The organism is Lutibacter sp. (assembly GCF_046055765.1).
In the GTDB taxonomy this organism is placed as follows: domain Bacteria; phylum Bacteroidota; class Bacteroidia; order Flavobacteriales; family Flavobacteriaceae; genus Lutibacter.
The window spans coordinates 1-22,777 of record NZ_JASFZF010000008.1 but is presented as its reverse complement, the minus strand read 5'-3'; the positions used below and the strand labels follow the sequence as shown (position 1 = coordinate 22,777).

General features: G+C 30.0%; 26 protein-coding genes. 10 read left to right on the top strand and 16 right to left on the bottom strand.

Annotated elements, in window-relative coordinates; genetic code table 11:
• Window positions 1–27 precede the first annotated feature (27 nt).
• The 12 genes from QM495_RS00845 to QM495_RS00790 form a co-directional block, all read right to left on the bottom strand.
• Window positions 28–588: a peroxiredoxin-like family protein gene (locus tag QM495_RS00845; protein ID WP_408670211.1), complete on the bottom strand. Its 561-nt coding sequence runs from the start codon at window positions 586–588 to the stop codon at window positions 28–30.
• An 18-nt stretch (window positions 589–606) separates the two neighbouring features.
• Window positions 607–1,275 carry a hypothetical protein gene (locus QM495_RS00840; RefSeq protein WP_408670210.1) on the bottom strand — a complete coding sequence of 223 codons (669 nt, stop codon included), beginning with the start codon at window positions 1,273–1,275 and terminating at the stop codon, window positions 607–609.
• On the bottom strand, window positions 1,276–2,322 hold the full coding sequence (locus QM495_RS00835; protein WP_408670209.1) for a D-alanine--D-alanine ligase: 1,047 nt from the start codon (window positions 2,320–2,322) through the stop codon (window positions 1,276–1,278). It lies immediately after the preceding gene.
• Window positions 2,319–3,020: an NRDE family protein gene (locus QM495_RS00830; protein WP_408670208.1), complete on the bottom strand. Its 702-nt coding sequence runs from the start codon at window positions 3,018–3,020 to the stop codon at window positions 2,319–2,321. The genes QM495_RS00835 and QM495_RS00830 overlap by 4 nt, the downstream gene beginning before the upstream one ends.
• On the bottom strand, window positions 3,008–3,511 hold the full coding sequence (locus QM495_RS00825; protein ID WP_408670207.1) for a DinB family protein: 504 nt from the start codon (window positions 3,509–3,511) through the stop codon (window positions 3,008–3,010). The genes QM495_RS00830 and QM495_RS00825 overlap by 13 nt, the downstream gene beginning before the upstream one ends.
• Before the next feature lie 5 nt (window positions 3,512–3,516).
• On the bottom strand, window positions 3,517–4,077 hold the full coding sequence (locus QM495_RS00820; protein WP_408670206.1) for a peroxidase-related enzyme: 561 nt from the start codon (window positions 4,075–4,077) through the stop codon (window positions 3,517–3,519).
• Window positions 4,078–4,426: 349 nt separating this feature from the next.
• On the bottom strand, window positions 4,427–4,984 hold the full coding sequence (locus tag QM495_RS00815; protein WP_408670205.1) for a YceI family protein: 558 nt from the start codon (window positions 4,982–4,984) through the stop codon (window positions 4,427–4,429).
• Between the two features lie 41 nt (window positions 4,985–5,025).
• Complete coding sequence (locus QM495_RS00810; protein WP_408670204.1) at window positions 5,026–5,508, bottom strand: OB-fold protein; 483 nt, start codon at window positions 5,506–5,508, stop codon at window positions 5,026–5,028.
• 194 nt (window positions 5,509–5,702) lie between these two features.
• Entirely contained in the window at window positions 5,703–6,416 is a 714-nt protein-coding gene (locus tag QM495_RS00805) for a hypothetical protein (protein WP_408670203.1), read from the bottom strand.
• A gap of 45 nt (window positions 6,417–6,461) precedes the next feature.
• Window positions 6,462–6,848, bottom strand: coding sequence for a rhodanese-like domain-containing protein (locus QM495_RS00800; RefSeq protein ID WP_408670202.1), 387 nt, complete (start codon window positions 6,846–6,848; stop codon window positions 6,462–6,464).
• A gap of 97 nt (window positions 6,849–6,945) precedes the next feature.
• Window positions 6,946–7,206 carry a hypothetical protein gene (locus tag QM495_RS00795; RefSeq protein WP_408670201.1) on the bottom strand — a complete coding sequence of 87 codons (261 nt, stop codon included), beginning with the start codon at window positions 7,204–7,206 and terminating at the stop codon, window positions 6,946–6,948.
• On the bottom strand, window positions 7,206–7,763 hold the full coding sequence (locus tag QM495_RS00790; RefSeq protein WP_408670200.1) for a sigma-70 family RNA polymerase sigma factor: 558 nt from the start codon (window positions 7,761–7,763) through the stop codon (window positions 7,206–7,208). Before QM495_RS00790 ends, QM495_RS00795 begins: the two co-directional genes overlap by 1 nt.
• 189 nt (window positions 7,764–7,952) lie before the next feature.
• Between QM495_RS00790 and QM495_RS00785 the strand changes: the two genes are divergently transcribed.
• Window positions 7,953–8,570 (top strand): LysE family translocator, encoded by a 618-nt coding sequence (locus QM495_RS00785; RefSeq protein WP_408670199.1) that lies wholly within the window; start codon window positions 7,953–7,955, stop codon window positions 8,568–8,570.
• A 120-nt stretch (window positions 8,571–8,690) separates the two neighbouring features.
• Here the strand turns inward: QM495_RS00785 and QM495_RS00780 are convergent, their stop codons facing one another.
• The 4 genes from QM495_RS00780 to QM495_RS00765 all read right to left on the bottom strand — a co-directional run bounded on the left by QM495_RS00780 (window position 8,691) and on the right by QM495_RS00765 (window position 13,639).
• Window positions 8,691–10,115, bottom strand: a complete 1,425-nt coding sequence (locus QM495_RS00780; protein WP_408670198.1) for a pyridoxal phosphate-dependent decarboxylase family protein — start codon at window positions 10,113–10,115, stop codon at window positions 8,691–8,693.
• A 56-nt stretch (window positions 10,116–10,171) separates the two neighbouring features.
• Window positions 10,172–11,482, bottom strand: coding sequence for an NAD(P)/FAD-dependent oxidoreductase (locus QM495_RS00775; protein ID WP_408670197.1), 1,311 nt, complete (start codon window positions 11,480–11,482; stop codon window positions 10,172–10,174).
• Window positions 11,483–11,494: 12 nt separating this feature from the next.
• A complete protein-coding gene (locus tag QM495_RS00770; protein ID WP_408670196.1) occupies window positions 11,495–12,415 on the bottom strand; it encodes a patatin-like phospholipase family protein in 921 nt (306 codons plus the stop codon).
• Between the two features lie 87 nt (window positions 12,416–12,502).
• The gene (locus QM495_RS00765) at window positions 12,503–13,639 is read right to left on the bottom strand and encodes a DUF3179 domain-containing protein (protein WP_408670195.1); all 1,137 of its coding nucleotides are present in this window, start codon (window positions 13,637–13,639) and stop codon (window positions 12,503–12,505) included.
• Window positions 13,640–13,822: 183 nt separating this feature from the next.
• On the opposite strand from QM495_RS00765, the gene rfbA reads away from it, so the two are divergent.
• The 9 genes from rfbA to QM495_RS00720 form a co-directional block, all read left to right on the top strand.
• Entirely contained in the window at window positions 13,823–14,695 is an 873-nt protein-coding gene (gene rfbA / locus QM495_RS00760; RefSeq protein WP_408670194.1) for a glucose-1-phosphate thymidylyltransferase RfbA, read from the top strand.
• 151 nt (window positions 14,696–14,846) lie between these two features.
• Window positions 14,847–15,077, top strand: a complete 231-nt coding sequence (locus QM495_RS00755; protein ID WP_408670193.1) for a four helix bundle protein — start codon at window positions 14,847–14,849, stop codon at window positions 15,075–15,077.
• Between the two features lie 61 nt (window positions 15,078–15,138).
• Window positions 15,139–15,690: a dTDP-4-dehydrorhamnose 3,5-epimerase gene (gene rfbC / locus QM495_RS00750; RefSeq protein WP_408670192.1), complete on the top strand. Its 552-nt coding sequence runs from the start codon at window positions 15,139–15,141 to the stop codon at window positions 15,688–15,690.
• A gap of 13 nt (window positions 15,691–15,703) precedes the next feature.
• On the top strand, window positions 15,704–16,564 hold the full coding sequence (gene rfbD / locus QM495_RS00745) for a dTDP-4-dehydrorhamnose reductase (RefSeq protein WP_408670191.1): 861 nt from the start codon (window positions 15,704–15,706) through the stop codon (window positions 16,562–16,564).
• 156 nt (window positions 16,565–16,720) lie between these two features.
• Window positions 16,721–17,734: a dTDP-glucose 4,6-dehydratase gene (gene rfbB / locus QM495_RS00740; protein WP_408670190.1), complete on the top strand. Its 1,014-nt coding sequence runs from the start codon at window positions 16,721–16,723 to the stop codon at window positions 17,732–17,734.
• A gap of 247 nt (window positions 17,735–17,981) precedes the next feature.
• Window positions 17,982–19,325, top strand: coding sequence for a nucleotide sugar dehydrogenase (locus tag QM495_RS00735; protein ID WP_408670189.1), 1,344 nt, complete (start codon window positions 17,982–17,984; stop codon window positions 19,323–19,325).
• 302 nt (window positions 19,326–19,627) lie between these two features.
• On the top strand, window positions 19,628–19,936 hold the full coding sequence (locus QM495_RS00730; protein WP_408670188.1) for a GIY-YIG nuclease family protein: 309 nt from the start codon (window positions 19,628–19,630) through the stop codon (window positions 19,934–19,936).
• A 112-nt stretch (window positions 19,937–20,048) separates the two neighbouring features.
• Entirely contained in the window at window positions 20,049–21,371 is a 1,323-nt protein-coding gene (locus QM495_RS00725; RefSeq protein ID WP_408670187.1) for a UDP-glucose dehydrogenase family protein, read from the top strand.
• A gap of 993 nt (window positions 21,372–22,364) precedes the next feature.
• Window positions 22,365–22,777, top strand: a 413-nt coding sequence (locus tag QM495_RS00720) for a Gfo/Idh/MocA family protein (protein ID WP_408670186.1), incomplete at its 3' end; no start/stop codon positions are given.

The window sequence follows — 22,777 nt, the reverse complement described above, 5'->3', positions numbered from 1 at the left end:
TAAAAATAATTTTTTCATAGTTTAAATTTAATTTAAATTGATGAGAATGTCTTCTATTTTTGAACGTTTTTTATAATCAGGGTTAAAATGACGCCATTTCACTTTCATTTTTTTTGAAATAATAAAAGTAGCCGGAATTGGTAATTGTTCACTAGCATCAGAATGGCTTTCTTTTAACTTAGCACCTAAAACCGTATTGTACACAACACGCATCATTTTATTTGGAAGAAATAGTACATCAAAAGCCTTTGCTATTTTATAATCTTCATCATATAAAATTGTAAATTCAGCACTTGTTTTTTTAATGGTTTTTTTGATGAATTCCGATTTTTCGGGTGTAACAACCACAACGGATACTCCTTTTTCGTAAATTTTATAAAATTGTTTCTGTAACGTTTTTAAATGTTTGTTGCAAAATGGACACCATTGCCCTCGGATAAAAATCAACACAACATAACCATTTTTTGTTAAGTTACTTAAAGTGTGTGTTTTACCAAAAATATCTTTAGACGAAAAATCAGTTACTATTTTACCAACTTTTAACCCTTTGACTTGTTTTAAGGGTTTTATAGGATTATCTGTGCTCATAATTTTATTTCTAGATCTTTAAATTAACTTAACTTTTCTTCTTTTTCGAAACATATTAATAAGCTGGATAAGTGCTAATCCTGCAAATAATAAAGTGAATATACTATTTAAGTATTTACCTATTAATGCCTTTTTATTGATTAAAAAATAGTTTCCAGTTTGAGCAAAAAGCATCATCCCAACAAATGTTCCTAAAAGAGCGCCTATAATAAAAATAGTATTTTGACGAGTATTAGGTTTTATTTTTTCGGTTCTAAATAAGTAAAGATACATGCCAGACCAATAGGGCCATTGCATAAAATTTAAGCTATTTAGCACCAATCCTAAAATAAATGGAAATTGAACCAATTGCAATTTTGAGATACTAAAATTTTTCTCATTTCCAATATTGAAATAAAAATAAAAGGCAATACTCGAAAAGAAAATAATGGTGAAAATATCAATAAACAATAAGAATTTTTTTTGTTCAACCAGCCATTTTGCAGCTAAAGAGGCTATTTTTAATACAAAAAATTCAATAAACACAATTCCAAGAATGAAGAAAGTAGTTGCCCAATTTCCTTTTTCTAACAATAATTGCAAACCAATTACATTAAGATAACCCAATGGTAAAGTTCCCATTAAGCTGATAAAAAAACCTAAAGCAAAAGTGTTTTTTATAAATGAAAATTTGGCAATATTTTTCATTTAGATGATAGATTTTAAGTGATTTGTTAAAGTTTTATTATCTAATACCATTTGCCTGCATCTATTCATATTTAAATAAGAATATCCTTTTTGATGATTAAAAGCGCTTATTTTATATAAAATATTATAATGTTTTATGATTTCTTTCCAAGCAAAAAAGATTGAATGCTTAGGGTCGTACATATGTGTTGGTTCACTTCCAGCGCCGTTAAGTTCTATGATATAAAAGTTTTTCCCTTTTTCTAAATCTTTTCTGGAATGATACATAATATCCAATCTGCCAAAATAAAAATCTGGAATTTGTGTACAAATAGTATTGAAGGTTTCTGTTAATTCATCAGTGATCCAATCACTGACATCTGTAAATTTACAGCCACGCACATGGTTTCCAAAAGGTACTAAATTTCGTTTTTCATCTTTTTGTAAAATTTCTTTAAGTTGGTTTCCAAATTTAAGCCTCAATGCATCAAGTTGTAAAGCAAATCTTGGATTTTGAGTAATAAGTTCCTCTATAGAATGTATGCCGTTACCTTCTACAATTAAAAAATCTTTATATACAATTCCCGTAATTTTCCCCTTGGTTTCATTAGGCATTCGATAATAAAATATTCCTATTTCTAAAGGGAATTGAGCAAATTCCTGAATTATAAAATTATAAGTTGCTTTTTTTAAATACACTTTTAATTCTTCAACGGTTTCAATTTTTGCGACTCGAAGACCTTGTAAACCTATGTCGGGTTTTATAATAAATGGAAATTGTATATTGGAATTATGAATTGTATTTAGGATATTTTTAACTGTTTCATTTTCTTTAAAGAAGAGCGTTTCTGGAATGTATTTTTTTGGAATTAAATCATAGATTTCTTTTTTGCTTTCCATTGCAAATCCACCATTTTTAATTCTAGGATTACTAGCATTAAAAAAACCTAATGATTTTGCTTTTATACTCAAAAAAATCCAGTAAAAATAAATGGGGAAATAGACCACATTTATGTTCCAATATTCCCAATGAAGAATTTTATGAAGGGTGTTTTTAATTTTTCTCAAAATTTTATATTTTCAAATATTTCAGTATTTTCAACATCTACATATTTCATGTTTATGGACTTATTTTGGATTGAGATTTGTGTTATACTCACTGTTTTTAAGATATTTCTTCTATTTATTATGAAATCGTATTCTTTATTATTAAGTTGCGTTTTTTGATGAAAATTTAATATTTTATTTTCAGTTATAGCATAGGTGTCGTGGATAAAATTATCAAACCTCTTTTTTTTGCTTTCCCTTTGTTCTTTTGAATATAATGTTGCTGATGACCAAATATGATTTTGGGTCACAGCATGGTTGTAAATATGTTTTTGTTCTTCATCCCATTTCATTTCAATTAATTTATCTTCAAAAAAATAAATTAAAGTAAAGGGTTCAATGCCTTCCAAATTCATTTTTTTATAAAATTCCAGAGGTTTTTTTGCTTTAATAACTTCCAAAAGGACAATACCTCTACTTTTAGCATACCCTATTTTTTTACGGTGATTTTCAAAAGCACCATTTAATAGAATAATCACAGTACCATCTTCTTTAGCTACAAACCAAGTTCCACCAGCTTTTTTATCTTTTGGAAAAAGAAGTTTAGTTTCATCAAATTGGTATGTTTTTGGTGAAAGTGTTGGACGGTTTGTTTTTTCATCTCTGTTGGAAGTTAATACAACCCGATCATTTAATGGAAAAAATGTTACTGTACACATACTTTTTTATATCGTATTGTTGCTGGAGCAATTCCAAAAGTACTTTCAATATAATGTGTTTTCTCTAGTTCAATTAACCCCACTTTAATTAGTGCCTGATGATGAATACTATGTTCCAAGCAATAGGCTAATTCTCTATTAAGAGTTGTTTGAATTTGTATTTTTCTTCCTTCATCTGCACAAAAATTTCCTTCTAGAATTAGTTGTTTATTGATAAAATTACGTGTTAATTGAGCACAAATTTCATCAATAATTTGAATTGCAACACTACTGTTTGTTTCAATTTCCAAATTTCGTTTCCTATTGTCATAATTTATAACACTTGAATTCTTGGTATTTATAATACTTTGATAAAACTCCAAAATATGTCTAATGTGTTGCCCAATTGTTGCTTCAGACAACAGTTTTGAAACATACACAAATTCTTCATTAGACAATTTTAATATCAATTTTTTTATTTCTACTAGGTTTTGTTTGCAATATGTTTTCATATTTTTTAATAGTTATAACCGGTACCACCATCTTGTTCAATTTCAACTCCAAGAGATAACACCATTCGGTTTACAAAATTAAAATAAGAGACCACCAAGGTTGCATCTAAAATTCCGGCATCAGAGAACCCCATTTTTTTTAGACCTTCAATAATTTTAGGGTCTTTTAATTTATTTGGGTGTAGTGTTAAATTTTCAGCAAAAAGGCATAGCGAAATTTCTCTTTCATTTAAATCTGCTTCAAAATAATTTTTACGTAATTTTTTTATTTTTTCATCATCTTTCCAATAGTTATTCAATGCATTTGAATGATGAATTTGGCAATAGAAACAATGGTTAGAAAGTGAAGTAATCACGGCTATCATTTCTCTTTCGGCTCTTGAAAGCTCCGATCTGGAGAACATAATCTCCATGTATAGATCCATGTGTTTTACAATGCTTTCAGGACGTAAACTTTGAATTTTATGAACTTCAGCGAGTTGGCCTCTTTTTTTTACTAAATCATCATAAATGTCTTTTAACCTACCTGTAGCTTCTGGATGTTGTATTACTTTAATTCTAGTCATTTAATTTTATTTTCAATTTGTGAAGCAAATTATCTTTTTTAGTTGACAGAATAGACTGACATATTCAACTTTCCTGACAAAATTTATGATTAATTATCTCAAAAATAATGAATGTACACAAAAAGACCAATAAGAAAAATATCTTTATTGGTCTTTTAACATCTAAAACAAAATTTATTTTTTTCCAAATTCATTATGCAAAAGCAGTATCAAAATTTGGGCGTTTTATGTGATTTGTATAATTATTCATTGTTTTAATTATAAATAGTACGTAGGGTAAAATTAGAAATTAAATAGTTAAAACTGAATACAAACTAATTTTACCTTACGAATTTATGAGGTGTGAAAATTAATACGTTGCTTCAACGGTAACTTCCACTGTTTTAGCAATATTTGTTGAGGGTTTTCCTTTTTTGAAGGCTACTTCATAAGCGGCTAACGTAACATTCAATGTTGAATTGAATGCAATTTTTCCATCTTGAACAACTATTGTTGCTTTTTCATCCACGATATTTGTAACTCCATTAATGGTTAAATTACCAGAAATAGCAACGGTATAAGAACCCTCTTTTCCAAAATCAACTTGAGAAAGATCTGCAATTTTACCAATTAATTTTGCTTTTGGATTTGCTTTTGTATTTAAAAACTTTTTACTGTTAAAATGTTCTTGCATCAATGCTTTTTCAAATTCAAAACTTTGCATGGGTACAGAGAAAACAATAGCACCTGTACTGGTATCAATTGTACCAACTGCTTTGTAATTATTTGCTTCAATATCTTCAGCAGGAGTTGAAGAAAAGAATTTAAAATGTGTTTTTGAACTAACTAGCTTTTGTGCCGAAGCAGTAAATGAAGTTAGTGAAATTACAGCTACTGCTACTATTGAAAGGATTGTTGTTTTTTTCATGTTTTTAATTTTAATTATTTACTTGATTTATTATTATTTACTTATTTATTTGACACGATGTCACTTTTTTCTATGATGACGTTTTCATACATTTCTAAATCTTCATCGTAAGATGCACCTGAACGAATTACTCCTTTAACGGTAATTTGGTCTCCAATTTTAATAGTTGAAGTACTAGAATTAGTTTCGGAAGTAAAAGTGCAACTAACACCAGCTTTATCATTAGCTGATTTTAGAAGAAGTACTTTTTGATTGTTGAAATCTTCAGAAATTTTAGCAACAGTTCCTGATATTTCAAGTACTTTAGAATTGCCTGCTTCATCTAAATATTTGTTATTTGCTTTTTGAGAGTCGGTTAAATATTCATTTACAATTTGACTTGCTTCATAGCTGTAATCTGTTTTGGTATTTTGAATATCTCTTGCCGGTTTATTGAACATATAAAATCCAACTCCCCCGGCTATTAAAATTCCACCACTTATTATTAAAAGAGCTATTTTTAAAAGTTTCTTTTTTGTTATCATTTTTATAGTTTGTTTATTTTTTGGCTAACTGAATAAATAGACTGAGATATTTCTAGTTCCTGACAAAAAATAAATATTTTTATTAATAAATAGGATATTTACTTCTTTTACAGTGTGTTAAGTTGAGTAAAATAAAGTGTAATTTATATAAGTTATATTATAAATAAGTCAAATTATTAGTTTGAAGTTGATTTTTAATCCTCTTGGTAAAGTGGATGATTGTTTAAAATTTTAATAATTGTTGATGGATTCATGTATCTTTCGCTTTTTGTATCAGCGGTTAAATTGACTGCTCCAAGCCAATTTACCCTACCCAGATTTTTACGAACATTGATACTCCAATCTAAAAGTTGATATCCTAAACCGTGATTGATACAATTTAAATCGGTGTTGTATTCAAAGTCGTTCACTTTTTTTTTGGAAAAGATTTCAATCCAAAAGATGTTCCACATTTTGCTAAAATCGTTATTCAAATAACTGGAGACGTGACTTAATTCATGTCCCAAAACACCAATTTGTGCATTGTAATTTAGATTTTTAAAAATAATAGTATCAAGATAAGAAGTGCTTTTAGTACTTACGGTTATAATATAGATTCTCTTTTTCGCATTTTTAAAAACGCTTATTAAATTGGGTTTGGTAGCTAAGGGTGTTAATCTATTCTTTAACCTAAATTTTATGTGAATGTTTTTGAGTTCGGGAAAATAAGATAATGCAATCAACACTTGTTCTTCAAATTCTTTAGGGATATTTTTAAAGTTTCCAAACTCCGATTTTAAATACACTATATTTTCAGTACTTATGGTCCCTTGATGAAAGGTTTTAACAATTTCTTGAGCATAAAATAGTATTGAAAATAGAAAAAAAATTATGAATAGTGTAACGGATTTGAGTTGTGTTGATTTCATTGATGTTATCCGTTTACTATTTTTTTAGAAGTGTTATTTAGTTGTTTAATTTGAAACTGTGGGGTATTTTTCTGATTCCCAATCTTTAATTCCATTTTTTAGGTTATACACATTTTTATAACCGTTTTTTATCAATATTTTGGAGGCTTTGTTACTTCTGTAACCCGAACGGCAATACACATAAATTGGTTTATCTTTTGGTAATAAAAGTAGATTTTTGGTGAAGCTAAATGAGTAATAATTTAATTGTTTAGCACCATTAATATGTTCATCTTCAAATTCATAAGATGTACGTACATCTAATAAAATGCCATTATTTGTTCCTATTAAATTTTTAAATTCTGTTGGGTTTACGTTTTTTACTGTTGCTTGTTGCGCATTGACAAAAGACACGGTAAGAAATAAAGTTAGTATAGAAAATAATTTTTTCATAATTAATATACAATTGTTAACCGATGGTTGAAAGTAAATTTGAGTTTGGTTTTTAAAAGCTTTAATGCGGCGCTATTAATAAAAAAATATTGGTACGTTATTTTTCAAACTGTTTCAGAATTTGTTCTTTTCTTTCAGTAGAAAGTTTTAGTGTTTTTTTAGTTGGTTGATGAATTTTGGCAATGCTTTTTTCAATAATATCACTTTGATGTTCGTATGTAGAACATTGGCTACAAACGGAAGTGTGCATTTTTAATTGAATTTTTTCTATAGCAGATAATTTAGTAACTAATCTTTTTTCAATGAGTTCGGTAGCTTTTTTACAAGAAAGCATTAAGATGTTCATTATTTTTTTCATTACGCTACCCAATTTAGTTCTATACATTTTTTTAACAGCAATTTAGCTCTGTGGCTTATTTGCCAATAATTAGACTTTGTGATGTTTAATTCCTGACAGATGTCTGCACTTTTCTTGTCTAAAATGTATTTTGATTGTATAATAAATTGCCAATTTTCTGGTAAATTTTTAATGCAACTTAAAAGAATGGTATTAAACTCTGGGTTATCTAGCCAATGTTGTTCATTAATTTCAGATTCATTTTTCCATTTTTCATGTTCGTCAAAAAAACCATCTGTAGTTTTCATTTCTTGAGAATAGTCATCAGAAGAAATTGTAAATATTTTTGATTTCTTTTTGTAATAATCTATAATTTTATTATTTAAAATAGAAAATAGCCACGTTTTTGGTTGACTTTTACCTTTAAATGATGCAATCTTATGGTACGCTGAAAGAAATGTGTCTTGCACTAAATCTTCAGCTACTTCTTTAGAGGAAGTTTTGTAAAATGCCCAAGAAAAAAGCGAGTCGCTAAATTGAGAAACCCAGCTTTCTAATAAGATTTTTGGTGTATGCATAAATATTATTTTTGCTTTTTAAATAAGTTTAAATATACTATAATTTTAAAGGTAATTGATTTTAACTTAAAAAACATGTTGCGATGTTATTGATTTTTTTTGAATTATTCAAATTTGTTTTAAAATCTTATTGTAATTTCCATAAAATTAAATCGACTTAGTTTTTATTCTTTTTATACTAAAATAATTATGGGATTAGGAATACATTTTATCCTAGGGTTTATCACTTCATTTTTAGGAACGTTAACCCCAAGTATGTTAAATATGACCGCTGCTAAAATTAGCTTGAACAAAAGCAAAACAGCTGCAGTTAAATTTGCTATTGGAGTTTCAATAGTTGTATTACTTCAAGCGTATGTTGCAATTCTATTTACCAAATTTTTAAGAGGAAACCCTGGTTTTGTACAATCATTACAACAAATAGCGATTGTAATTTTTGTGTTCCTCTCTTTTTATTTTTACCGTCAATACAAAAAAGATAAAGAGCCTTCAGAATCTGTAAAAGAAAAAGCAGAGAATAGTTTTATGGTTGGTTTATTACTATCCGCTTTAAATATGTTTGCTATTCCATTTTATTGTGGTGTAACTACCGCTTTAGATGTTGCTGGCTGGCTTCAGTTTTCGCAGCAAAACATAACAATTTTTGTAATTGGTTCTGCTATTGGTACTTTTACGTTACTTTATATGTATGCAAATTTCGCGAAAGTAATTCAGCTTAAATCTAAAGGTTTAGCCAAAAATTTAAATTTAATACTCAGTATTTTAACGGGTGTTTTCGCGTTAATTACACTAATTAAAATATTTTAAATAAACGGAATAAATTATACATTTTCGAAGTTCATTAAGCTTGGTTATGCTAAAAATAGCATACCTTAAAATAAGGTGTAATTCAGAAAAATAAAGGCAAAAGCTTTTTCAAACCTTCATTTATGGGTGACGAGGTTGTGTATGTTGAATTTCAAGTTCTTTTGCTGTTACCATTAAATTGTCAAAGAATAAATCAATGTCTGAATGTTTTAATTCTCCATTGGCAGTAATCAATCGAATGGAGAGCGTTTTACCAATATAACCATAATTCACTATTGAGCTTCCTTTTTTTCTTAAGGCTTCTCTTAATTCTAAATTAAAGGTATTTAAATCGGTTTTGTAATTGGGAATATATCGAAAGCAAACAGCAAAAGATTGTCGGTCTGCAAGCAGTTCTAATGCCGTGTTATTTTCTACAATTCCTTCAGCATAAGTTGCCACAGAGATTAAATTGTCAATTCTTTTTTGATAGCCTTCTAAACCAAAATATTTCCAAGCGAACCATAATTTTACGGCATCAACCCTACGTCCACATTGAATGGATTTTTTTCCTAAATCTTCAATTTGATCAATATCATGAAAAATATAATCAGCATTAATATCCGTTATATTATGCTGAAGTGTACCTCTTTTTTTTACCAAAAGTGCTGAACAAATTAGAGGGATATTCATTAATTTATGAGGATTCCAAGTAAACGAATCGGTTTTTTCAATGCCTTTCATCAAATGCTTGTGTTGGTCGCTTAATAGTAGAGAACCGCCAAAAGAACCATCGGCATGCAACCAAAGATGATACTTTTTGCAAATCTTAGCCATTTCATCCATTGGGTCGTAAGCACCCAATAACGTAGTTGCACAAGTTGCAGCTACAAAAAATGGTTTTTCATTTCTTTGAAGAGATTTTAGTATTTCATTTTCTAATTCAGAAGGAATTAGCACTCCGTTTGTATCGGATTTTATTTTAATCACGTTTTTTGAACCTATTCCCAAAACATTTGCAGCAGTTTCAAAAGAATAATGTGCTTGTTCATTTACAAAAGCTGTTAGTTTATAATTTCTGTCATAACCTTCAAATCTACTTTCAGGTAAAAATTTGTTGCGGGCAGAAAACATCGCCACCAAATTAGCATTACTACCTCCACTTACAAAAATACCATCGCCATTAGTATAACCAGCATAACTATTCATTAAACGAATCATTTCTGTTTCAATAGTTGTTGCTACGGGTGCTACTTCGTATGTGTACATGGAAGTATTTGCCAAAACGGTAAATAGCTCACCAATAAATGCAGGAAAATTAAAACCAGAATACAATTGATTTAAAAATTGTTTATTCCCTGTTTTTACTGAATATTCAAGATATTTATCTACAAGTTCTAAAAATTCTTGTTCAGAAACGCCATTTTTATCAATATTAAAATCTATAACTTCTTTTAATTCTGAAGGAGTTTTAAAAGGAACAATTGGTTGGTTTGTATCATTATTACTTTCTAAATAATTTTTAATCTTTTCGAAAGATGAAGACAGTATGTTTAACTCATTCATGATATTATATGCTATTATTTACGGGAAGAAATGTTACGTAAGAAGCTAATTTTTAATTAAAGATTTCTTGTATATTTTCTAATTATTAATTGGTTTGCTTTTTCATACGAAAGATACTTAAACATCCAATTTAAACCAACTTTAAATTTATTTTTAAATCCGGTAATGGATATTAAATGAATAAAAGACCATAGAAGCCAACCAATTCTACCATTTAAATAAACTGTTTTTAAATCTGCTACGGCGTCTTTTTTACCGATAGTTGCCATGGAGCCTTTATCTATATACTTAAAAGGTTCTTTGAAATTGCCATTTTCAATTTTTGACAGTAAATTATACGCGAGTGTTTTTCCTTGTTGTATAGCCGCTTGTGCTACCATTGGATGTCCTTTTGGGTTTTTAGGAGTTATCATTGTGGCAATATCTCCAATAGCAAAAACATTTTCTAACTTTTCAATCTGGTTATATGTATTAACTTTAATTCTATGACCTTGAACTAATGCATTTTTATCAATCCCTTCAATGGTATTTCCTTTTACACCCGCAGCCCATATTAAATTTTTAGCGATAATAGATTGTTCTCCACTCTCTGTACTTATTAAAATGGTGTTTCCATCATAGTCTTTTACTTTACTATTTAATAAAACTTCAACCTTTAATTTCTTTAGTACTTTTAAAGCATGGTTAGAGGCTCTTTTAGACATGGCGGGTAAAATTCTATCAGCAGATTGAATTAAAAATATTTTCATTGATTTTCCTTCAATTTCAGGATAATCATTTCCTAATAAATATTTTTTAAATTCAGCCAATGCTCCTGCCATTTCAACTCCAGCTGGACCTCCGCCTACAATTACAAATTTTGTAAGAGACTCTTTTTCCTCAAAATTACAACCTTCAACAGCTTTTTCTAGATTCTGAAGCATCCAACTTCTAATATTAATGGCATCATGAATACTTTTTAATCCAATACTATATTTTTCTATATTTTTTGAACCGTAATAATTAGTAGAACTTCCTGTAGCTATTACTAAATAATCGTACTTAATATAACCAATATCTGTTTGAACACAGTTGTTTTTTGTATCAATATATTCAACTTTCGCCATTCTATAAATCATGTTAATACACGATTTAAACAATTTTCGAATAGGTGAAACTACAGAATCGGGCTCCAAACCACTAATTGCTACTTGGTATAATAAAGGTTGAAATTGATGAAAATTATGTTGATCTATTAAAATAATCTGAACAGGTTTATCTTTTAATTTTTTTATAAAGTTGATACCTGCAAAACCAGCACCTATTACTACAATTTTGGGATATTCATTTTCTGGAACACAAAGGTGTTTGTTATATCTATTGCTCATATTTATGAAGGGCTACATTTCTTTTATTTCTCCATTAGGTAAAAAACAATGACATAATGGTTTGTTATTTTTCGCATATTGATACCCTTTCTCCCACCAAGATTTCATTTGAACTGGATTGAAAAATAAAGGATTATCTGTCAATTTTTCTTGAGGTCGCCAAAGCTTCACATCTATTTTAGATTGCTTCCCTTTTAGTTTCCCAATTAAAATATCTTTTAAAGCACTTTGATTGGACATAAATTTAAAAACAGCCATTAAAGACTGAAAAGGATTTGTAGCTATTTGAGTATTGGTTGACTTCTCATCTTCATCTAAAATAATTACATCTATTTCGGTAGCACCTTTTCCAATGGCATACAATACAGAAATATGACTTCCAAAACTGCCATCGGCATATTGGCAATTGTTTTTATGTAGTATACTCATAAAAGGCACAAAATTGGCTGAAGCCCACATCCAATCACAAAAATCTTCATACGTACATTCATGTGCTTCTTTGTATTCTACTTTTTGAAGTGTTAAGTTTGAAACAGTAAAAGTTACGTTAGAAGTACGCTTTAAAATCTCAAAATCCTGAGGTGTAAATACACGACTAATCAATTTTCTTAAGTTGTTACTTTCACCAAAAGTTCCACAACCTTTTATAAAAGCTCTTACGGTATTTACATGGTTAATTTTAAGGTTAAACTCGCCATTTACCTCTTTTACTTTGAAAGGATAAATATTAAATACATCTTGATTTGTAATGGTTGAAAATATGGTTTTTAATTCATTTATTTTATTTAAAGCCAAATGACTTACCAATAAACTACCTACAGAAGTTCCAACAAATATGTCGTACTTTTTACCTTGTGTTTTTATCAAATATTCAGCAACACCACCTGCAAAAGCACCTTTACTACCACCTCCAGAAATTACCAATGCTTTCATGATTAAACAAGATTGTGTTTTGAAAAACTAATTTAAAATTCTTTTCTTAACAGACTTATTAAACAGGAAAACCTGACAGTTGAAATTTTATTCCTTGTAAATTTCACTGTTAGGATTAAAAGCTAACCACGCAAAAGCAAAATGATTACTGTGAGGTATTATTTGTAGTTGTGTTCCTTTGAGTTTTCCTTCGTAGCAAAAACCAGTAATATCCCACTTAGACTTTGTTTCGTTGTCTATAAAAACTCCTTCTTTTTTTGAGAAAATTAAATGTTGCTTATTTAAAATAGCATTAAATACAGTAACAGTGCCTACATTTTTAGAGGTTGTAATATCACTGGTATCTAAGATAGATACTGCGCCAGATTTATAAAATAAAACGACTTTGCTAGATTTAAAAGTATCGTTAATCACCCTTTTTTTTGCAACGCTAGTAAAACTATAAATTTTGTAGTCACCGTTATTTTCAATATCAACAATTCGTTCCATTACAGGTAAACGCTTGTCTACTTTATCATTATCAAAAAAGCGTTTAAGAGGGGCCGTTTTTGAGTCGTATTTTGTGTAAGGATTGTGTCCGTATCTTTTCTCACTTTCAGTAAAACCGGTTTTTCTAGAAAGAATTTTTCCCTCAGGGTAACGTTCAAAAAAATCTTCCACTGAAATAAGTAAAGAAGGTAAAATAGCAAGTTGCGCATTATTAAAAGTTCCAACAATAGCATTTCCCATAAGTTGCTGCCAAAGGGTTTCCGTTTTTCTATCTAACATTATCATATTACTTTTACGTAACATCCCAGAAGCTTCAAACTCTAAAGTATGTATTTCTCCTTTATAAGTTAATTTTCGATTAAAAACTAGCCCGGAATTACACAAAGGGCAATAAGTCACTAAAATAGGAACTCCTCCAAGAACATCATTTGCTATTTCATGCATCGTTAAAATGTTTAATGAATATGCTTTAGCCTTACCATTTATTTCAATTGCAATAACAGGTTCCATAGGAAAAAACATGTGCAATCCTTCATCTTTACCTACAAATATTGGATTGTCTAACGTAGGAAAAGAGCCTTTTGGTAACACAATTTGAATTTCAGAAAGAGGAACAGCATGTTGAATTGTATCAGTTTTCCAAGTAAAAGGAAGGTTTTTAGAATTTTGAAATTGAGAAGAAGCAATAGATGAAATAAAGATGAAAATAAAGGTTATTAAATGTTTGTAGTTCATAATAGTAAGTTGTCAAATTGTATTGTTTTGTCTAAAATATTAATATATTCTTACAAAAACTATAAAAAAGTAATTTTACATTGGTGAATAAAAAGCTAGTAGCTTAAATGTTTTTGTTATTGTTTACAATTAAATTCAATATTAAATAGTTATTTTCGCATATAGCAATAAATATTAAAAAGCATGAAAGGAATTATTTTAGCAGGTGGCTCTGGAACACGTTTGTATCCAATTACAAAAGGAACCTCAAAACAATTATTAGCGGTTTATGACAAACCGATGATTTATTATCCACTTTCTATTTTAATGTTAGCAGGAATCAAAGAAGTTTTAATTATTTCTACACCTCAAGATTTACCTAATTTTAAAAAATTATTAGGTGATGGCTTAAAGTTGGGAATGCAATTTTCATACAAAGAACAACCTTCACCCGATGGTTTAGCACAAGCATTTATTTTAGGGGAAGAATTTATTGGTAATGATGATGTTTGTTTAATTTTAGGAGATAATATTTTTTATGGGGCTGGTATAGAAAAATTGCTAAGTAATGCTACTAAAACAGTTTCAAATGATCAAAAAGCAACAATTTTCGGGTATTATGTACAAGATCCACAACGCTATGGTGTAGCTGAATTTGATTTAAATAATAATGTGAGTAGTATTGAAGAAAAGCCTAAAAAACCTAAAAGTAATTATGCTGTTGTAGGATTGTATTTTTACCCTAATACAGTTATTAATATAGCCAAAAATATTCAACCTAGTACACGTGGAGAATTGGAAATTACCACAGTAAATCAAACCTATTTAGCACAAGATAAGTTGAAAATGAAATTAATGGGGCGTGGTTATGCTTGGCTAGATACGGGTACGCAAGATTCGTTATTAGAAGCTTCAAATTTTATTCAAACTATTGAAAAAAGACAAGGGTTAAAAGTAGCTTGTATTGAAGAAATAGCTTTTGAAAAAGGTTATATTTCAGAAGAACAATTAGTTGCAATAGCTAAAGAATACAATAATAATGAGTACGGACAGTATTTGTTGAAATTGGTGAAGTGAAAGTGTAAAAGAGAAAGGAAAATAGGGTAAGGAATTTATGAAGAATGATTTACAATTGCGATTATTTAAGTTTTCTGCTGAAATTATTAAAGAAGTTAGAAATTTACCTACTTCAAAGGAGTATAATGTAATAGCGTAACAACTATTAAAATTGGCAACATCAGTTGGTACAAATTATGAAGAAGCTCAAGGGGCAGTATCAAAAGCTGATTTTTCGAATAAAGTTGGAATTGCTTTAAAAGAAATTAGGGAAACAAATTATGGGATTAGAATTAGAATTGAAATATTGGATAAAACTAATAATTGGGGTATTTTAAAAGAAGAATCTAAAGAATTAATGAATATTTTAGATTCAATACACTCAAAAACCTTCAAAAGATGATAAAATGGACTTTTTACACTTTATACTTTATACTTTATACTTTATCCTTTAAACTTAATTAATGAAATTTATTAGAACTAAAATACCCGATGTGGTTTTGTGTAAACCAGTAATTTATAAAGATGAAAGAGGTTATTTTTATGAATCGTTTAAAAAAGAATTATTTGAACAATTTATAGGAAAACCCATTAATTTTTGTCAAGACAATGAGGCAAAATCAACCAAAGGAGTTTTAAGAGGTTTGCATTATCAATTACCACCTTATGCACAATCTAAATTAGTGCGTGTTGTAAAAGGGCGTGTATTAGATATTGCTGTTGATATTAGAAAAAATTCTCCTACTTTTGGACACTATGAAGCCGTTGAGTTGAGTGAAGAAAATAAATTACAGCTCTTTATTCCTAGAGGATTTGCACATGGATATGTTGTGTTAAGTGATGAAGTAGTTTTTAGTTACAAAGTAGATAATTATTATCATAAAGAGACTGAAAGAGGAATTATGTACAATGATGCTTCTTTGAAAATAGATTGGAAATTAGCCGAAAAAGATCTTATCATTTCAGAAAAAGATAAAAAACAACCATTATTTAAAAATGCTGATTTATTTGAATAAATTAAAATTATAAATGAGTACAATTTTAGTTACAGGAGCAAACGGGCAATTAGGGTTAACGTTGAAAAGTTTAGAAAAACACTTTTCTGAATTTGAGTGCTTCTTTACTTCTAAAAACCAATTAAATATAGCTGATGTTGAAGCATTAGAAGCATTTATAAAAAAAAATAAGATTACAACAATTATAAATTGTGCCGCTTATACAAATGTTGATAAAGCAGAAGACGAACCTATTTTAGCCAATGAAATTAATCATATTGCAGTTGAAAATTTAGCAAAACTTACTAAAAAAAACCAACTAAAATTAATACATATTTCAACCGATTATGTGTTTGATGGAATTTCTGAAACACCCTATGTCGAAAATGCTAAAACAACTCCTCAAAATGTGTATGGGAGTTCAAAATTAAAAGGAGAAAATGCATTATTGGCAATCAATCCCAATAACTCTATGATTATTAGAACGTCTTGGCTGTATTCAGAGTTTGGTGTTAATTTTGTGAAAACAATGTTACGGTTAACAAAAGAAAAAGAGCAAATTTCAGTAGTGTCAGATCAAATTGGATCTCCAACATACACAGCAGATTTAGCCAAAACAATAATGCAAATAATTCCTTTGCTAAAAAGTGATGGTGTACAAATCTATCATTATTCAAATAAAGGAAAGTGTAGTTGGTTTCAGTTTGCAACTGAAATTGTTAAAATTTCAAAAAACAACTGCAAAGTAAAACCAGTTTCATCAATTGAATTTAAATCGAGCGCTAAACGACCAAATTTTAGTTTATTAAATACGAATAAAATTCAAAAAGCGTTTAATTTAGAGATTCCACATTGGAAAAATTCATTAGAAGAGTGTATTTCCAAATTGAAATAAGTTTTTTTGGGTAAAATTATAAGGAAGCCAACATGTTAATTTCTATTGATAATTTAGGGTTGGATATTTTCAGCAGAAAAGGAACATAAAATTTTTGCCTTTCCTTTTTAAAACTTTATCTTTAACCTTTTGTTAAATGGACTAAAATTTAAATACATGAAATCAATATTAGTAACAGGTGGAGCAGGATTTATAGGTTCAAATTTAATTAAACATTTGGTTTTTAAATATCCAGATTATAACATTGTAAATTTAGATTTACTAACGTATGCTGGAAATTCAGAAAATTTAAAATCGGTTGAAAACGAACGAAATTACACATTTGTACATGGTGATATTTGCGATAGAGAATTAATTGAACGTGTTTTTCAGCATTACTACATTCATGGAGTTATACATTTAGCTGCAGAATCTCATGTAGATAATTCTATTTCTCACCCTGATATTTTTATTGAAACGAATATTAAAGGCACCTTTACCTTGTTAGATGTTGCTTATAAATACTGGATGGAAAAGCCATTTGAATATAAAAAAGGGTTTGAAAATAATAAGTTTTTACATGTTTCAACCGATGAAGTTTATGGAACTTTAGGAGCAACAGGTTTATTTACCGAGGAAACCCCTTATGCACCAAATTCTCCTTATAGCGCCTCAAAAGCAAGTAGCGATATGCTGGTGCGTAGTTACCATCATACGTATGGCATGGAAACGGTAATAACCAATAGTTCAAATAACTATGGACCAAAACAGCATGACGAAAAGTTAATTCCAACAGTAATTAGAAAAGCATTATCAGGTGAAAATATTCCGGTATATGGAGATGGAAAAAATATTAGAGATTGGTTGTATGTATTGGATCATTGTAAAGGAATAGATATTGCTTATCACAAAGGAAAAAGTGGAGAAGTGTATAATATTGGTGGTAAAAACGAGCAGAATAACAATTATATTGTTGCGAAAATTTGTGAACTATTAGATCAAAAAGTCCCTAAAAATGGAAAAAGCTATAAAGCTCAAATTTCCTATGTCGAAGATAGAGCAGGACACGATTTTAGATATGCAATTGATGCTACTAAAATAGAAACGAAATTAGGGTGGAAGGCTGCTGAGAATTTTGATTCTGGAATTGAGAAAACGGTGCAATGGTATTTGAAAAAGTATGAGTTTTAAAGTTTAAAGTGAGAAGTTAGCCTGTGCTGAGCTTGTCGAAGTGTCATTGCGAGAGTAACGAAGCAATCTCATGTCCAGAACTACAAAGCAAAAGATGACCACGTAGTTTAACTCCTCGTAATAACGATTAATGTTGTCTATTCGAGTGATTTTTCAAAAAAAATGGTATCGAGAACTGTTCTTAGAAGTGAAACATAACCTATAAAATAGGGTATTAAAATAAGTATAAAATAAGTATAGAAAATAAATGGAGGAAAAAATTAAAATTGCAATTATAGGACTAGGATATGTTGGTCTTCCATTGGCACGGTTATTCGCTACAAAATATCCTGTAATTGGATTTGATATCAATGAGCAACGGGTTTCAGAACTAAAAAATGGAACAGACATTACTTTAGAAATAGAAAACGACATACTTCAAAAAGTACTTCTAAATTTTAATCCTATTAATTGTAGCCCTGAACAATGTCATCCTGAGCCTGTCGAAGGATTTGATGAAGAAAAACCTATAACTGGTTTATATTGCACAACCAATCTAGAAGATATTACAGCTTGTAATTATTACATAATAACAGTTCCAACACCCGTTGATAAAAATAATAAGCCAGATTTAACACCTCTTATGAAGTCGAGTGAAACGGTTGGAAAGGTGTTGAAAAAAGGCGCTATTGTAATTTATGAATCTACCGTTTATCCAGGTGCAACAGAAGAAGTGTGTATCCCCATTTTAGAAAAAAATTCGGGATTAGTATTTAATAAAGATTTTTTTGCAGGATATTCACCAGAGCGTATTAATCCGGGAGATAAAGAGCATACGATTGAAAAAATATTGAAAGTAACCTCAGGTTCAACACCTGAAATTGGTAAAAAAGTAAATGATTTATATGCAACCGTAATTACTGCCGGAACGCATTTAGCACCAACTATTAAAGTTGCTGAAGCAGCTAAAGTAATAGAAAATTCACAACGTGATATTAATATTGCCTTTGTAAATGAACTGGCTAAAATATTTAATTTATTAGATATTGATACTAGTGCAGTATTGGAAGCTGCTGGAACAAAATGGAATTTTTTACCATTCAAACCAGGGCTGGTAGGTGGACATTGTATAGGAGTTGACCCTTATTACTTAGCACAAAAAGCACAAGAGGTTGGTTATCATCCTGAAATTATTTTAGCAGGAAGAAAAATGAACGACAGTATGGGGAATTATGTGGCATCAGAAGTGATAAAATTGTTTGTTCAGCACGACATAAAAATAAAAAAAGCAAAAATTTTAATATTAGGAATCACATTTAAAGAAAATTGCCCTGATGTTAGAAACACTAGAGTGGTTGATGTTATTCAAAATTTAAAAGAATACGGTACTGAAGTTACTATTTTTGATCCTTGGGCGAACCCTTCTGAAGTACAGCATGAATACAATATCGAAACTGTAAAAAAGATGCCTCAAAATAAATTTGATGGTATTGTATTAGCCGTAGCACATCATCAATTTTTAGAGATAGATTTCAATAACCACTTAAATAATAATGGAATTATTTACGATGTAAAAGGAGTTTTAAAAAGTAAAGTTGATGGGAAGTTGTAAGAGTTTTTAATTAAAGAATAGAAATATAAGATAAAATGTCACATTGAGCAGCGCTTGTCTTGAGTTTTTATCGAAGGACCAAAGTATAATTGAACTAAAAAGGTCCTCGACAAGCTCAGACTGACACTAAAGGTAATGTTGATTAAATAAAATGTCACGCTGAGTAGTGCTTGTCTTGAGTTTTTATCGAAGGACCAAAGTATAATTGAACTAAAAAGGTCTTCGACAAGCTCAGACTGACACTAAAGGTAATGTTGATTAAATAAAATGTCACGCTGAGCCTGTCGAAGTGTTTATATTAAATGAAACAGTATTATGTATATATAATTAAATGTTCAGATAGCTCTTATTACACAGGGGTAACCAATAGTATTGAGCGTAGGTTATATGAACATAATTTAGGGCGAGATAAAAGAGCTTATACTTTTTCTAAACGACCAGTAGAATTAGTTTGGTTTGAAATTTTTTCAGATATAAATGAAGCAATTATAATTGAAAAGAAGGTAAAGGGATGGAGTAGGAAAAAGAAAGAAGCATTAATAAATGAAGATTGGGATAAATTAATTTTATTTTCTAAAAATTACACAGAATATGGTAAACCTAAAATTTAATAATAAAATATCATGCTGAGCAGTGCTTGCCCTGAGTTTTTATCGAAGGACCAAAGGTGTAATTGAACTAAAAAGGTTTTCGACAAGCTCAGACTGACAAAAAAAGATAAATATGAACATAGTAGTAATAGGAACAGGATATGTAGGGTTAGTATCAGGAACTTGTTTTTCAGAAATGGGAAATAAAGTAACCTGTGTAGATATTGACGCCACTAAAATTGAGAATTTAAACAATGGAGTTATTCCAATTTACGAACCCGGTTTAGAACCAATGGTTTTGAAAAATGTGACGAATAAAAACCTGTTTTTCACTACAAATATAGAAACAGCCATTAAAGATGCAGAAATTGTTTTTATAGCAGTTGGCACACCAATGGGTGATGATGGTTCAGCCGATCTTCAATATGTATTAGCGGTAGCAAAATCTATCGGTAAAACAATGCAGAAAAGGTTGGTAGTGGTTGATAAATCTACTGTGCCAATTGGTACGGCCGATAAAGTGAAAGCTGCAATTCAACAACAATTAGAAATTAGAAATGAAACTATTGAGTTTGATGTGGTTTCAAATCCTGAATTTTTAAAAGAAGGCGCTGCAATTAACGATTTTATGAAGCCAGATAGAGTGGTAATAGGAGCAGAGAGCGCGTATGCAATAGAAAAAATGAAACAGTTATATACCCCTTTTTCAATGTCGCATGAACGTTTTATTGTGATGGATGTGCGTTCTGCTGAAATGACCAAATATGCAGCAAATGCTATGTTGGCAACTAAGATTTCATTTATGAATGAGATTGCTAATATTTGTGAAAAAGTAGGTGCAGATGCCAATCAGGTTCGTATAGGAATTGGTTCAGATAGCAGAATAGGGTATAACTTCATTTATCCAGGTTGTGGTTATGGAGGTTCTTGTTTTCCTAAAGATGTGAAGGCCTTAAAAAAAATAGCTTCGGAATATAATTATGAAGCAAAACTAATTACTTCGGTTGAAGACGTTAATGATGCTCAAAAATTAGTCATAGCAAATAAAGTAATCAGTCGATTTGGAGAAAATTTAACAGGTAAAACATTTGGTATTTGGGGATTAGCATTCAAACCAGGAACCGATGATATGCGTGAAGCTCCAGCAATTTACATTATCAAAGAATTGGTAAAAAGAGGTGCAAAAATTAAAGCGTATGATCCAAAAGCGATGCATGAAGCACATGGTTTTTATTTGAAAGGTATTAAAAATGTAACGTATGTAGCTTCAAAGTACCAAGCATTAGAAAGTGCTGATGCCATGTTATTATTAACAGAATGGAAAGAATTTCGTTCTCCAGATTTTGATGAGATCAAAAAACTATTAAAATCACCTATAATTTTTGATGGACGAAATCAATACAATATGTTTAATTTAGCCGAAAAAGGAATTGAATATTATCAAATAGGTAAGTAGCATCTATCCCCAAAGACGTAGTGCAATTCATCAAAAAGAAACGTATTGTCACACTGAGCAACGCTTGTCCTGAGTTTTATCGAAGGGTCGAAGTGCAATTGAACTAAAAAAGAAACGTCATTACGAGAAGAGATAACGGCGAAGTAATCTCATCAATAGAAACAGATTGCCACAACTTTTTTCAAAAGCCTCGCAATGACGTAGTGCAATGTCACACTGAGCCTGTCGAAGTGCAATTGAACTAAAAAGAGTCTTCGACAAGCTCAGCCTGACAAAGTAATTCATCAAAAAGAAACGTATTGTCACACTGAGCAACGCTTGTCCTGAGTTTTATCGAAGGGTCGAAGAGCAATTGAACTAAAAAAGAAACGTCATTACGAGAAGAGATAACGACGAAGTAATCTCATCAATAGAAACAAGATTGCCACAACTTTTTTCAAAAGCCTCGCAATGACGTAGTGCAATGTCACACTGAGCAGCGCCTGTCCTGAGTTTTATCGAAGGGTCGAAGTGCAATTGAACTAAAAAGAGTCTTCGACAAGCTCAGCCTGACAAAGTAATTCATTAAAAGAAACGTATTGTCACACTGAGCAACGCTTGTCCTGAGTTTTATCGAAGGGAAGAAGAGCAATTGAACTAAAAAAGAAACGTCATTACGAGAAGAGATAACGACGAAGTAATCTCATCAATAGAAATAAGATTGCCACAACTTTTTTCAAAAGCCTCGCAATGACGTAGTGCAATGTCACACTGAGCATGTCGAAGTGCAATTGAACTAAAAAGAGTCTTCAACAGGCTCAGCCTGACAAAGTAATTGAACTGAAAAGAGTCTTCGACAAGCTCAGCCTGACAAAGCAATTGAACTGAAAAGAGTCTTCGACAAGCTCAGCCTGACAATAAAAAGTAACATTATTTTAATAAACAATATAAAAAGTATTAAAAAAAACATAAATTTGAAACTTAACAAAACACCCCTATCTGAAAAAGAAATATATGAAGAACTTCGCCCTTATAGGAGCAAGTGGTTATATAGCACCACGCCACATGAAAGCGATCAAAGAAACCAATAATAATTTGGTGGCCGCACTTGATAAATTTGATAGTGTAGGAATTATTGATAGTTACTTTCCAAATGCAGATTTCTTTACAGAATTTGAACGCTTTGACCGTCATATTTCAAAATTAAAGTTTGAAAATAACCAACAACTCGATTACGTTAGTATTTGCACTCCAAATTATTTACACGATGCACACATACGCTTTGCTTTACGGCAAGGTGCTGACGCAATTTGTGAAAAGCCTTTGGTATTAAATCCTTGGAATATAGACGCGTTGGCAAATGTAGAACAAGAAACAGGTAACAAAATTTACAATATCCTTCAATTAAGAGTACACCCAAGTATTAT